This is a genomic window from Candidatus Thiodictyon syntrophicum (genome assembly GCF_002813775.1).
Lineage (GTDB): Bacteria > Pseudomonadota > Gammaproteobacteria > Chromatiales > Chromatiaceae > Thiodictyon > Thiodictyon syntrophicum.
Window position 1 is genome coordinate 4,626,044 of record NZ_CP020370.1, and the last position, 13,576, is coordinate 4,639,619.

Sequence of the window (13,576 nt, forward strand, 5' to 3'; positions counted from 1 at the left end):
CGCGCCATGCTCGTCATCGCCACCTACGACGTCTCCACCGAAAGCCGCGAGGGCCGCCGCCGACTGCGCCGCGCGGCCAAGGTCTGTCTGCGATTTGGCCAGCGGGTCCAGAAATCGGTCTTCGAGTGCCAGGTCGACCAAATGCAGTTTGAAGAGTTGGAGCGCGACCTCCTCGCCGAGATCGACCTGGCGGAGGACAACCTGCGATTCTACCGGCTGACCGAACCCCACGAACTGAGGGTCAAGCAATACGGCGTCTTCCGCTCCCTCGACTTCGAGGGCCCGCTGGTCGTGTAGCGCGCGAACCCCAAGCGACTGCCCAAACCCGGGGGGGTTCGCGCGACTTGTAACCCTATGTTCTTTAACAACTCGGAACACCGATCCCACCCTGAAGCACCGATGCGACTTGCGCCAGCGTCCCAGTTCGCGCAAGCTTGCTCGGTTCCGCTGCGCAATCAACCGGTTGCCGCCGCGGGGGGCATCGCCCGGCCAATTGGCCGGGCGCGGATTGAAACAAAAAAACGCTGAGCTTGCCGAACATCTCAGGTCGGGCATCGCCCGGCCAATTGGCCGGGCGCGGATTGAAACACCGTGGCCATTGTGCCAGTCGCCTTGCCTTACCGGGCATCGCCCGGCCAATTGGCCGGGCGCGGATTGAAACAGAGGACTACGGTGAGGAGTCTGACTTCTTCAAGGGGGGCATCGCCCGGCCAATTGGCCGGGCGCGGATTGAAACCCCACCTCGCTGAAGAACCGGAACATGGAGATGTTGGGCATCGCCCGGCCAATTGGCCGGGCGCGGATTGAAACAAAGGACCTAGCATGACCACCACCGACACCACCCGCGGGCATCGCCCGGCCAATTGGCCGGGCGCGGATTGAAACACGGCAACCCAGGTGCAGGCAGGCACCACTTTGCGGGCATCGCCCGGCCAATTGGCCGGGCGCGGATTGAAACACCCGGTGCAGCTCCTGACCGGCAATCCTTAGACGGGGCATCGCCCGGCCAATTGGCCGGGCGCGGATTGAAACTTTAGGATCAAAGATGAAATTTCGCTTGCCGGTTGGGCATCGCCCGGCCAATTGGCCGGGCGCGGATTGAAACGCTTTGGATACCCTCAGCAAGCCAGCGTTCGATCTGGGGCATCGCCCGGCCAATTGGCCGGGCGCGGATTGAAACACTTGTCCATTGTGATATCTGTTCTTGCCTTTCGGGGCATCGCCCGGCCAATTGGCCGGGCGCGGATTGAAACTTAATATGCCGCTCATCAATCAGACCACGCGCGCGCAGGCATCGCCCGGCCAATTGGCCGGGCGCGGATTGAAACAGTGTCGGAAGAACCATCAGCCCACGCGCCCGGAGCGGGCATCGCCCGGCCAATTGGCCGGGCGCGGATTGAAACACCAGATAATCACCGCTTAAGCGGACCTCATCGCGCGGGCATCGCCCGGCCAATTGGCCGGGCGCGGATTGAAACCTGCGACCGTTCCACAGCACCACCCAACGACCACGGGCATCGCCCGGCCAATTGGCCGGGCGCGGATTGAAACGACATAATAGGGCTATCCGGCCGCCCCTCTTGGCGGGGCATCGCCCGGCCAATTGGCCGGGCGCGGATTGAAACCGCACTGGGCTGTTGATCGATCCGCAGGAGGCGCTGCATCGCCCGGCCAATTGGCCGGGCGCGGATTGAAACATTCTGGCGGCTCTATCGATACCCCGGACGCAGCAGGCATCGCCCGGCCAATTGGCCGGGCGCGGATTGAAACATGCTCCGATCGGCTGCAGGCGCACTTCGAGGCGGCATCGCCCGGCCAATTGGCCGGGCGCGGATTGAAACGGATCAGTCCACGCGGGGGCCGACGAGGTAGGGTCGCATCGCCCGGCCAATTGGCCGGGCGCGGATTGAAACGCCTCACCGTGCCGACCGGCGGGCCTGACCATCTGCATCGCCCGGCCAATTGGCCGGGCGCGGATTGAAACGCCTCACCGTGCCGACCGGCGGGCCTGACCATCTGGCATCGCCCGGCCAATTGGCCGGGCGCGGATTGAAACGCGACTGCCTTCAGGGCATCGGCCGCCCGCTGCCCGCATCGCCCGGCCAATTGGCCGGGCGCGGATTGAAACTTATGACTCAAATTGTTTATGAGATTATTCCGATAGCATCGCCCGGCCAATTGGCCGGGCGCGGATTGAAACACCGCGGACGGCGGCACGATGGAGTTGGTCGGGGCGCATCGCCCGGCCAATTGGCCGGGCGCGGATTGAAACCCGCTGAGCGTCAACGGCACCCTCGTTGCGCCGAGCATCGCCCGGCCAATTGGCCGGGCGCGGATTGAAACCGGTCGGCCCCGGGATGAGCGACCGGCTACGGCGCGCATCGCCCGGCCAATTGGCCGGGCGCGGATTGAAACATGGTATGGCTCTCTCTCTCTCTATGCTATGGATGGGCATCGCCCGGCCAATTGGCCGGGCGCGGATTGAAACGACCGCCCCGGCCCGCGCCAGGGCGATCAGGGCCGGCATCGCCCGGCCAATTGGCCGGGCGCGGATTGAAACTCCATCATGAATAGGCTGCTCATTGGGTTGCCTCGGCATCGCCCGGCCAATTGGCCGGGCGCGGATTGAAACCGGTAGCCTGTCCGTTTCAATCGCAGTTTGAATATGGCATCGCCCGGCCAATTGGCCGGGCGCGGATTGAAACAGTTCGCAGGTACGCGCGATGTATGACCGCGGTAAGCATCGCCCGGCCAATTGGCCGGGCGCGGATTGAAACATTTACTGTCCGATATCCAGGACGTGCGCGAACGGCATCGCCCGGCCAATTGGCCGGGCGCGGATTGAAACCGGCTGGGACCCGACGCCTACCCCCGGAACCGACCGCATCGCCCGGCCAATTGGCCGGGCGCGGATTGAAACTCCGGCCACGGCCTCTTGCTTGGTCGCGCCCTCGAGCATCGCCCGGCCAATTGGCCGGGCGCGGATTGAAACCTCCTGTCCCGCGACCCAATCCCAGGGCAGCAGGCGCATCGCCCGGCCAATTGGCCGGGCGCGGATTGAAACATGACCTGCCTCCGCTGTGGGCCGCCGGACAAACGCATCGCCCGGCCAATTGGCCGGGCGCGGATTGAAACGGTCGGCGCAGTATGACACCGAGCTGGCAATCGAGCATCGCCCGGCCAATTGGCCGGGCGCGGATTGAAACGACTACGAAGACGGCATGATCGCCGAGCGCGACACCGAACCGGCGTCGCGCTGTAAGCAAGCCGGGGCGCGCTAGCCGGGCGGGATCGACGCCGCCGCTTTGCCGCCCCCCGCCAGCGCCTCCCGGCTCTGCTGGTCCAGCGTCACCATGAGGTCCGCGCGGCGGAACGGCATGGTGATGCCCTGCGCGGCAAAGCGCCGACCGATCTCCAGCAGGATGCTGGAGCGAGGCCCCCGGCCCAACTCATCACCCCCGCTGATGTCGATGTAATAGGTGATATCGATTTGGATGGCCCACTCGCCGTAGTCCGCCAGATAGACCGCGGGGGCCGGCTGTTTGAGCACCAGGGGCTCGTCGGCCAGGACCTGCGCGATGATCCGCATGGCCAGTTCCACGTCGTCCCCGAAGCCGATGCCGATGCGGTGCAACTGGCGCAGCACGGCGTCGCTGCGCGTCCAGTTGGTGAACTTGCCGCTGATCACGGCCGAGTTCGGGATGATCACCTCGCAGCGACTGCTGGTGCGCACCGTCAGCGAGCGGATGCCGATCTGGGTGACCCGGCCCTCGTCGGTGCCGATGCTGACGTAGTCCCCGACCCGCAGCGGCCGTTCGCCCAGCAGCAGGAGCCCGGAGACGAAGTTGTTGACGATGTTCTGCAGACCGAAGCCGATGCCGACGCCGAGCGCACCGGCAAAGATCGTCAGGGTGGTGAGGTCGAAGCCGATGGCCTCCAGCGCCAGCAGCAGGCCGACGACGACCACCACATACTGCGTCAGGGTCGCCAGCGCCCGGCGCAGCCCGAGGTCGCGCACCCGGCCGTAGGCCAGGTGATAGCTGACCTGCTGCGACCAGCCGGCGATCCACAGGGCCGCGGCGACCATCAGGAGCACCGTGACCAGATCGGCCGGGCTCAGCGACACCGCGCCGATGCGCACCAACTCGGTCCGCAGCAGGCCGCCGATCCAGCGGATCGCCGGGCTCTCGGCGTTCCAGCCCCAGAGCTTGAGCAGCATCCAGACGGCCGCGACCCCGGCGATGAGTTGGGCCGCCCGGTAGCCCGGCGCCAGGAAGTGGGTCCGCCACAGCGACTCGCGCGGACCGTTACGGGTCGCGATGCCCGCGTCCAGGCGGCCCTTGAGGTCGCTCAAGATGCCCAGCACCACCAGCAGGCCGAGCCCGACCGCCGCCGCCCAGCCGAAATAGTCGAGCATGGCCCAGGCCAGGCTGGTGTAGCCGGCGAGCCCGACCAGGGCGGTGACCACCAGATAGACCGGCAGTGCCTGCGCGACCCGGGCGACGACGGCGGCCCGCCGCCGCGCCTTGGGGGTCACGGCCCCGAGCACCCCGACCAGCAAGGGTCGCGCGGCGAACGCGGGCAGCGCCAGCGACAGCAGCCCGAGCATCGCCAGCCGGTCCAGCAGGTCCGCCAGGATCGGCGCCACCGGCAGCGCGCGCGACAGGAGATAGAGCGCCGTCACAAGGACGGCCGGGATCACGCCGAGCCTGAGCCGATGCAGGAAGCGCCGCAGCGCCTCGGCGTTGCCGGGGTCGGCCTCGATCCTGGCCGCCACCGCCCGGCGACTGAGATCCAGCACGAACATCTGCAGCGGCCACAGCAGCAGCACCAGCACGACCGGCAGCCGCATCGCCGGCGGCATGGCGAGCGCGAGCCCGGCGACCAACCAGACCGCGGCCGGCAGCAGCGCGGGCAGGACCCGGGCCAGGGCGGCACGCGTCAGGGCCAGACTGTCCCCAGGGTCGGCGCGCAACGCCCGGCGCGCCGGGCGCAGGGCCAGGACCAGCAACAGCGACCCGAGCGCCGCCGCCACCCATTGCCCCGCCGACGCGGCGCGGGCGCGCCCGGCCGTGACCTCGCTCAGGTCACGCACCGCCGCCGCGGTGAGGTGCGGCAGTTGCCAGGCAGTGGCCGCGACCCGCCGCCAGTCGGCCCCGCTCAGGGGCAGCGATTGGCGCTCCAGCAGCGAGCGGGCGCTGCGCTCACCGATCAGGCGCGCATAGGCCTGACGCTCGGTCTGGAGCCGGGCGTGCAGCGCCGTAAGATCGCGTTGTTGGAAGCGGCCGAGCACCTCCAGGCTGTCGATCAACTCCAGGCGCGGGTCGTCGCGCGCCCCCGTGGTGCGGAAGAGCGCGCGCTGCGCCTCCAGCGCCTTGACGGTCGCGGTCAGCTCGGCGGCGACCTTATCGGCGATATCGTTGACCTCATCGAGCTTGATCAGCGCCTCTTGCAGCAGCCGCACCGGGATCAGCGGGTCCTCACGCAGCGCCGCCAGACCGTCGAGCCGGTTCTGGGCCAACACCAGTTCCAGATCGTTCTGGCGCAGGAAGGCCCGGGCGACGGCCTCGTCCGCCTGCAACGCGAGCACCTCGCGCTGCTGCCGGTCCGCCGCCGTCGCCCCGCCGGTCGCGGCCAGTTGGGCCCGCAGGCGCGTGACGCGACGCAGCAGGTCGGCGATGACCGACTCCAACATCGGCACCCGCTCGTCAGCGACGAAGGCGGCGGCGTCGTCGATGGCGCCGATCTGGACGCGATGCTGCAACAGCCGCAGCCGCTGCTCCAGCAGGCGCTCGCGCTCGGCGAGATTCACCTGCAAGTCGGCGAAGGCGGCGGCCAGGCGCCGGGTGAGTTCTACCTGACGGCCCAGCAGTTGATGCGCCATCTCCAGGCGCAGTTCCTCCGCGGTATCGGACACCAGACGCCGTTGGTCCTCGATGCGCGCGATCCGATCGCGCAGGTGCCGCTCGGCCAACCGGTATTGCTCGATCCGCCCGCCGACGACACTGACCCGGGAGCGACTCGAATCCAATTCCGCGCGCGCACGCCGCAGCGCCGCGGCATCGATCTGCTCGCCGGCGAGGCTGAGCTCTTCGGCGGCCAGGCGCTCGCGCAGCCGCGCCACGTCCTGCTCCAGCGGGGCGAGATCGGCCTGCATCTCCGCCAGCATCTCGCCCTGGTCGGCGAGTTCGCTGCGGATCGCGCGCAGGTCGATGATCTCGCCCGCGGACTCACGCGCGGGGGCCGGCGCGCCGAGGTCTTCGGACTCGCCGCCGACCGCGAGCGGACTCGCGGACTCGGCCGGGCCCGCCCCGGCCCTGGCCATACCCGTCAGGATCAGGCCACCGACCAGCACCCAGAAGACCAGGACGAACCATGCCGCCTGCCTGAACCCAAGCGGGCGGCGGATCGGTGCGGCTGGCCCGCCGCGGACGCCCTCACTGACCGGGGGCCGGGAGGTCATGGCGCGCCGCCTGCGGGGGCGGCCACTGGGGCCGCCCGCACCAGGTCGCCGGACAGGTCGCGGACCGGGTAGCCGAACCACTGCATCTCGATACGCTCGAAGACGCCGTTCTCATGCAGATCCGCCACCGCCCGGTCGAGCAGTTCGCGCAGGTCGTCGTCGCCCTTGGCGACGGCCACCGCGTTGCCGTCGCCGAACCAGCGGATGTCCGTGAGGGGCCCGCCGACGAACTCGAAGCCCGCCCCGGAGCGCCGCCGCAGGAAGCTGTGCTCCAGCACCAGGTGGTCGCCCAGCACCAGGTCGATCCGGCCCATCAGCAGGTCGAGCAGCGCGTCGGGCTGGGTGCTGTAGCGGATGATCGTCGCGCCGCTGCTGAGGTTGGCAGCGGCATAGTCGTCGAAGGTGGTTTCGCTCGTCACGCCGATGCGCAGGCCCTTGATGGTCTCGGGCGTCACCTCGCGCAGACGCCCGCGGCGGGCGACGAAGCGGCCGGGGCTGCGGTAGTAGGCACGGGTGAAGTCGACCAGGGCGCGCCGCTGTTCGGTGGCCGACAGCGAGGCGACGACGAAATCCAACTGATGCCCCGCGAGGCCCGGTGCCAAGGCGTCCCACTCGCTTGGGATCAACTCGCACCGGGCCTTCAGCACCGCGCAGAGCGCATTGGCCACGTCGATGTCGAAGCCGACCAGACGCCCGTCGTCGGCGACGAAGCTCATCGGCGGGTCCTGACCATCCACGCCGACCCGCAGCCGGGTGGCCCCGGTCGCGGCACCGGTGTCGGTGTCGGCCGCGCGGCACGCCCCGGCGGCGGCCACGGCCAGCACCAGGGCGAGCAGCGCACCGGGCAGGCGGCTCATCGCGGCCGCGACCGGGCGACGCTCAGTTCGGCACGGGGACCTGCAATCATCACCAGTCCTCCCCCTGGCGGCTGATGACATTGAGACTGTGCTCCAGGGTCTTCAGCGCTTGCGCGGCAGTGACCTGGCCGCCCAGGACGCTGGCCACGGCGCTCTGCACCAGCCCGCTGACCTGAAGGTAGCGCCGTCCGGTCACCACCGCCGGCCGGGCCACCAGGGTCAGTTCGCCCGCCGACAGGGCTCGGAGGTAGGGCTGGGCGGCCTCGATCTGCGGATCGGTGAGCAGCGCCGTGCGCGTCGGCGTCAGACCCAGCTCGAGGGCGCGGCGACGTTGCGCGTCCTCGCCGGTCAGGTACAGGACCAGCTCGGCGGCCAGGTCCGGATGCGCGGACGAGCGCGAGACGGCGAGCTGCCAGCCCGCCAGGGTCGCCGCGTGGATGCCGTCGGTACCCCCTTTGGGCAGCGGCGCGACCCCGACCTTACCGCGGACCGGTGAATCCGCGGCATTCAAGCGCCGCCAGGCCCCCGGCCAGGCGCGCACGAAGGCGGCATTGCCGGCCGCGAACTGGGCTACCGAGTCCCGCTCGGTGTCCTCGCGCGGGGACGCCGGCGAGATGATCCCGCCCCAGTTGGACGCCCGCTGCAAAGCGAACAAAGCCGCGGGGTTATCGATGGTGACGCCGCCCGCGGCCGCCACAATGGTCCCGCCCCCCCAACTCGCAATCCATTCCAGTGCGTTGCAGGTCAGGATCTCCGCGCGCGCACCCTGCCACAGAAAGCCCCAGAAACGGGCGTTGCCCGCGTTGCGCTCCTGGTCCTGCACCACCGCCGCGGCCCGCTCCAGCGCGTCCCAGGTGTCCGGCACCGGCATGGCGCTGCGCGCGAGCAGGTCGCGGCGATAGAACAGCAGCCCGAAGTTCAGCGAATAGGGCAAGGCCACCAGCCGGCCCGCGACCGTATCGGCGGCGATCAGCGCGGGGAGGTAGTCCGCCGCGGCCGCACCGATACGCGGCCCCAGGTCGAGCAGGTGGTGCGCCAGCAGGCTCGGCGACACCACGTCAATCTCCAGGACGTCGGGCTTGGGCGCGCCGACCTCGAGCAGTTCCTGGTACAGACGCAGCCGCGTCGGCAGGTCATCAGGCGCCGGCAGCACCCGCACCTGATGGCCGCGGGCCTGGGCCCAGGTCTCGGCCGCCTGCCGACAATGGGGGTGATCGATCCCTTGGAGACCGCAGACGATGGTCAGCTCGGCCGTCGGCGCCGCCGTGGGGCACACCGAGAGCAAGGCCAACACGCTGATCGCCGCCGGCCAGGCCGCCCGGCGAACCTCGGGTCCGCGTGCCGCCGCGGCCGCCGCGCCACGGGTGGAAGGGAAGAAGAAAGACAAGATTCAACCGCCACAGTCCGATTCGCCACCGCCGATTGGGGCTGGGTGTGAGCTTAGTCCCGTCGCCGGTCAAGGGCAAGGTGCCACGACCGCCGGCGCCTGGTGCGCGATGCGTACCCTACAGCTCACGAACCGGGCGTCGTTGTCGTTGTCGTTGTCGTAATCGTGGTCGGATTATTCGATTACGATTACGATTACGATTACGACAACGACAACGACAACGACAACGACAACAGCGTACCCGGGATCTCGGTCACCACGTCAGTCTTGATCGCCCCCGGGGCCGGGGTGTCCCCGCCCAAGGCGTTCGCGCAGGACCTTGTACCAGCGCGTCTCCGGCAGCGTCACCAGATAGACCAGTACCAGGACCAGTGCCTGGTACCAGAAACTGGTCAACCACAGCGGGGTCGTCCCATTTCCCAACCAGGTCTCCGCCAACTGCTGCAGGTTGAAGAAGGTGAAGTAGGCCAGAAAGGCGAGCAAGAGTCGCCCGGAGGTCTTTTGCCTGGGTGAGATGGCGACCAAGGGGACCGCGATCAGCAGCAGGGTGAAGATCGCCAGGGGGGCGGCGATCCGGTGCTCCAGCTCGGCCCGCGCCAGGGGGTCCGCGGACCCCAGCAGGTCCAGGGAGGGCGTGGTGGACTTCTTGGTCACCTGCGGCTCGGGGCCCTGGCCCGCGACCCGCAACTGATACTCGCGAAAGCGCGCAATCAGATAGTTGCCCTCCCCCGCGTTACCGTCGAAACGGTGTCCGTCGATGAGTGTCACCAGGTGATCCCCGGTGCGATCGTCCACCCGGTGGCGGCCGCTGTCGCTGACCACGATGCGCGTCTTATCCCCTTGCCGATCGAGGACGAAGACCCGCTCCAGGCCCTTGCCCTTGGCGATGGCCCCGACATAGACGACGACCTTCCCCCCTTCTTCCGTGTAGAAACGCCCGGCCTGAACCCCGGCGATCTGGGTCGCCTGATCCTTCTGCTGGAGGCGGATCTCGGCGATCCCCGCCGCCGCCCAGGGCTGGAGGACCAGGGCGAACCAGCCCGTGACCAGCGCCACCGGCAGCGCGAGCAGCACGAGCGCCCGGTACAGGCGCCGCGGCCCGATGCCGCAGGCATTGAGCGCCACCAACTCACTGTCCCGGGCCAGGCGGCTCAGTGCCGCCAGGGCGGCGATGAAGAAGGACGGCGGCAGCAGGGTCGCGGTATCGCGCACCAGTTGCAGCCCCAGGAAGCGCAGCACCAGGTCGGCGTTCAGGGCCCCCAGGTTCACCTCCTCCAGGGTCCGCAGAAAGAGCATGCTGGCGACGATCAGCATCAGCGTGATCAGGATCGCCAGCAGGGTCTTGGCGACCTCGCCCAGGATGTAGCGGTCGACGATCGGGAGCATAGCGCCTCGGTACCGGATGGGGTGCGCCATTCTGGCACGGACGCGGCCGGCCGGCGCGGGCGTGATGGGCCGGCCACGACGGTGCGGTTGCCGCACCGTTGCTCCTATCGCCTCACTGCCATTACGTTAAAGCCTCACTGGCTGTCCGGCCTGGCCTGGGAGCGCCGCACCCCAGTGCGGCGCGATCTCGCGGATCACCCCGCCGGTGTGGGATGAGCAGAGGCCGCGCCGCACTGGGGTGCGGCGCTCCCAGTAGCCGTTGCGGCTTGTGGCGATTTCCGAAAGCCTCTCTATGATCAAGGCCCCGCGAAGGCTCGACCGAGAGTATTCGGCCGCGAATGAACGCAAATAAGCGCAAATAAATCTGCTGGTTAGCATCGTTGCAGGCGTCACCCGGACGATGACCATGCAGTAAAGACCAAACCTCTGATTATTGACGTTAATTTTGGTTCGTTTGCGGCTGAACTGCCTTTTCTGGGATCAAAGCTCGCGCGGCTCCTCCTGCCACCCCACCAACTTAAGAAACTATGTACTTTAAATTTGACGCGCGTCATTTTTGAAGTATTTTGATCCCCAACGAATCACGCTGGAGCGACGGCCATGCCGATCAGATTGGGCAACAAGGCGGACGGTGACGACTTTTTCGACCGGGTGAACGAGCGCGCGGACCTCTGGCGCCATCTGGAGGGGAACCATGTCGTGCTCAGCGGTCCCCGGCGCCTGGGCAAGACCTCGCTCTTGCAGCGCCTGGCCGAGGAGGCGCCGGGGCACGGGCTGGTCGCCCGCCTGGAGGACGTGGGCGGGCTCGACACGGCCGCGGCCTTCATCCTGCGCGACTACTGGCGGCGCAACCATGCCCGCTGAAACCCCCGCCCTGAGCGCCACCGTCAAGTACAACCCGCACCTCTGGGGGCCGGCGGAGCTGCGCGCCATCTTCGTGGTCCGCACCCGGGAGCTTGCGGACCTGCTGCGCCTGCTGCGCGGCACCGCGCCGGGGGCAATGCCGCAACACCTGCTGATCACGGGCGCGCGCGGCATGGGCAAGACCACGCTGCTGCGCCGGCTGGCGCTGGCGGTGGAGGACGACCCGGCGCTGGCCGCTGGCTGGATCCCAGTGACCTTCCCCGAGGAGCAATACACCGTCAGTACCCTGGCCGAACTATGGCGCAATGTGCTCGACGCCTTGGCCGACACCCGCGCACGCCAGGGCGCCCCGGCCGCGGAACTGGATCAACTGGACCGGGAGATCGCCCGCATCGGCGACCTGTCGGCCGCGCAGCGTGAGGGCGCGGCCCTGGCGAGCCTCGACGCCTGGGTCCGGACCAACGAACGGCGCCTGCTGCTCCTGATCGACAGCACCGACCTGCTGCTGGCCAACCTGGCCGGGACCACCGAGGCCGGCGCTCTCAGGGGCGCCAAGGCACGCCAGGGCACCCCGATCGACGGCGGCGCCACCCCCCTGTGGCGGCTGCGCAAAACCCTCTCCCACGACCCCGCGATCTTCTGGCTCGGGGCCAGCTATCAGTCCCTGGAGTCCAACCACGCCTACCAGGACGCCTTCTGGGACTTCTTCCAACTGATCGAACTGCGCGCCCTGACGGTGGCCGAGATGCGCGAGGCCATGCTCGCCTTGGCCCGCACCTTCGGCGTCGGCCGCGGCCTGACCGGCGAGGCGGCCGTCCAGGAGATGGCCCGCAACCTCGACACCCGCCCGGAGCGCCTGAAGGCCCTGCGCGCCATCACCGGCGGCAATCCGCGCACCACCGTCATGCTCTACGAACTGTTCGCGGCCGGCGGGGCCGACGACGTCCACAGCGACCTGCGGCGCCTGCTCGACACCATGACCCCGCTCTATAAGGCGCGCATGGAGACCCTGTCCGACCAGGCGCGCAAGCTGCTGGCGCATCTGATGGAGCACTGGGCCCCTATCTCCGCCCGCAGGCTCGGGGAGGTTTCAGGCATCGCCACCAATACCGTCAGCGGTCAGTTGGCCCGGCTGGAGGCCAAGGGCCTGGTGGAAAAGGCGCGGCTGTCCGGGACCAAGCGCACCGGCTACCAGGCGGCGAGCGGCTGTTCAATGTCTGGTATTTGATGCGGTATGCCTCGCGGCGGCTGCGGCAGCGGTTGACTTGGCTGGTGGAGTTTATGCGGTTGTGGTTCAGCGGGGAGGAATTGACACAGCTTGCGCACAGCCGAGCCGTGGAACACGCCAATGGTCGACTGTGTAGCGGCGACCAGCTCGAATACTCCCGCGCCTTGGGACGCGCACTGCCGGACGGTCATGCCGAGCGCTATCGGCTGGATTGGGAGGTCTTCGGCAGCCTTCCAGCAAACCAGATCGGCCGCTCGGAAGAGGCAGAGTCCGCTTACCTTGAAGCGAGAAAGCGCGACCCGTCGGACCCCTATCCGGCGATCAATCTTGCCCGACTCCTGGCCGCTACGGGCTCCCAGGCCGAGGCCCGTGCGGCCTATTGCGAGGCTGCGACCCTGGCCGACGCGGCAGACTCCAGAGTCCTCGCATCTGTTGATCCGAACAGCCAGGTTCTTGGGAGCGCTCATCTGCTCCTGCAATCCCACCTCTGGCTCGGCAACCGCGACCTGGCCCGCCAGGCGCTCGAGCGGCTGGCCGAGGCCGCCGCCGCGGGGGATCGGGACGCCTTCGCCCGTCTCAAGGAGCAGACCCAGGAATGCCAAGGGATCGGCCTGGGTCCGGCCCTGAGGGACCTGATGACCGAGGGCGCCTGGGTCGACTTCCTCCAACCCTTCGCCCTCGCCCTGGGGGCTGCCGTCGCGGCCGATCCCGCAGACGCCCTGGCCGGTGCCCCGCCCGAGTTGCGCACGCTGGCAGAGGAGGTCCTGGCGGACTTGCGCCCACCGAGCACAGCCCCGGCGGGGCGCCGGTAGCCATTGCGGGGCTTGATCATCCTTTGCAGGCCAGCGGCGTTTGGTCCGCACAGCAGACCAACGACCTTGCGGCAGTCGTAGCCTGGATGGAGCGCAGCGCAATCCAGGTCTTCGCTACAAGTCGCTGATATCCAGCATGTCCGCGAGACTGCCCCGGATTCCGCTGCGCTCCATCCGGGCTACGGCCAGGCCGCATTGAATACTTGCCCATTCTCACCGGGGTGCGGCGCTCGGGTGCGATCAGAACTGATTTATAACGCACATCTCGTAGGGTACGCATCGCGTACCCGCCAAGCTGCGGCGACCGCCGGAGCCGGGTACGCGATGCGCCTACAGCTCCCGGACGTTCCCACGGACCGGGCGTCGTTGTCGTGATCGTGATCGTGGTCTGGTCGTGGTCGTGGTCGTGGTCGTGGTCGGATTGTTCGATTACGACAACGACAACGACAACGACAACGACAACGATAGCGTATCCGGGATCTCGGTTACCACATCAGTTCTGATCGCACCCGCGGCGCTCCCAGGCTTTGCATTCCGACCCTTCCGGACGGAAAATCCCGGCGCATACTCCCAGATCCC

At 68.4% G+C, this 13,576-nt stretch carries 8 protein-coding genes and 1 CRISPR repeat array; of the genes, 4 read left to right on the plus strand and 4 right to left on the minus strand.

Going from position 1 to position 13,576, the window contains the following annotated elements; translation table 11 throughout:
• Window positions 1-6: 6 nt before the first annotated feature.
• The gene (gene cas2 / locus THSYN_RS19435; protein WP_100920578.1) at window positions 7-297 is read left to right on the plus strand and encodes a CRISPR-associated endonuclease Cas2; all 291 of its coding nucleotides are present in this window, start codon (window positions 7-9) and stop codon (window positions 295-297) included.
• A 181-nt stretch (window positions 298-478) separates the two neighbouring features.
• A CRISPR array of direct repeats spans window positions 479-3,206; the repeat unit is 37 nt; unit sequence GCATCGCCCGGCCAATTGGCCGGGCGCGGATTGAAAC.
• 71 nt (window positions 3,207-3,277) lie between these two features.
• Here cas2 and THSYN_RS19440 read toward each other — a convergent pair.
• The 4 genes from THSYN_RS19440 to lptF all read right to left on the minus strand — a co-directional run bounded on the left by THSYN_RS19440 (window position 3,278) and on the right by lptF (window position 10,093).
• Entirely contained in the window at window positions 3,278-6,463 is a 3,186-nt protein-coding gene (locus THSYN_RS19440; RefSeq protein WP_100920579.1) for a mechanosensitive ion channel domain-containing protein, read from the minus strand.
• Window positions 6,460-7,320, minus strand: a complete 861-nt coding sequence (locus tag THSYN_RS19445) for a transporter substrate-binding domain-containing protein (protein WP_157817792.1) — start codon at window positions 7,318-7,320, stop codon at window positions 6,460-6,462. The genes THSYN_RS19440 and THSYN_RS19445 overlap by 4 nt, the downstream gene beginning before the upstream one ends.
• Window positions 7,321-7,369: 49 nt before the next feature.
• Complete coding sequence (locus THSYN_RS19450) at window positions 7,370-8,707, minus strand: ABC transporter substrate-binding protein (protein WP_157817793.1); 1,338 nt, start codon at window positions 8,705-8,707, stop codon at window positions 7,370-7,372.
• 261 nt (window positions 8,708-8,968) lie between these two features.
• Window positions 8,969-10,093: an LPS export ABC transporter permease LptF gene (lptF, locus tag THSYN_RS19455; protein ID WP_100920582.1), complete on the minus strand. Its 1,125-nt coding sequence runs from the start codon at window positions 10,091-10,093 to the stop codon at window positions 8,969-8,971.
• A gap of 600 nt (window positions 10,094-10,693) precedes the next feature.
• Here lptF and THSYN_RS34145 point away from each other — a divergent pair.
• From THSYN_RS34145 to THSYN_RS19465, 3 genes are read left to right on the plus strand one after another with little or no spacing between them, the layout of a single operon-like run.
• A complete protein-coding gene (locus THSYN_RS34145; protein WP_157817794.1) occupies window positions 10,694-10,957 on the plus strand; it encodes a hypothetical protein in 264 nt (87 codons plus the stop codon).
• The gene (locus tag THSYN_RS19460) at window positions 10,947-12,185 is read left to right on the plus strand and encodes an AAA family ATPase (protein WP_157817795.1); all 1,239 of its coding nucleotides are present in this window, start codon (window positions 10,947-10,949) and stop codon (window positions 12,183-12,185) included. The genes THSYN_RS34145 and THSYN_RS19460 overlap by 11 nt, the downstream gene beginning before the upstream one ends.
• Entirely contained in the window at window positions 12,185-12,997 is an 813-nt protein-coding gene (locus THSYN_RS19465) for a hypothetical protein (protein ID WP_100920584.1), read from the plus strand. The genes THSYN_RS19460 and THSYN_RS19465 overlap by 1 nt, the downstream gene beginning before the upstream one ends.
• Window positions 12,998-13,576 lie beyond the last annotated feature (579 nt).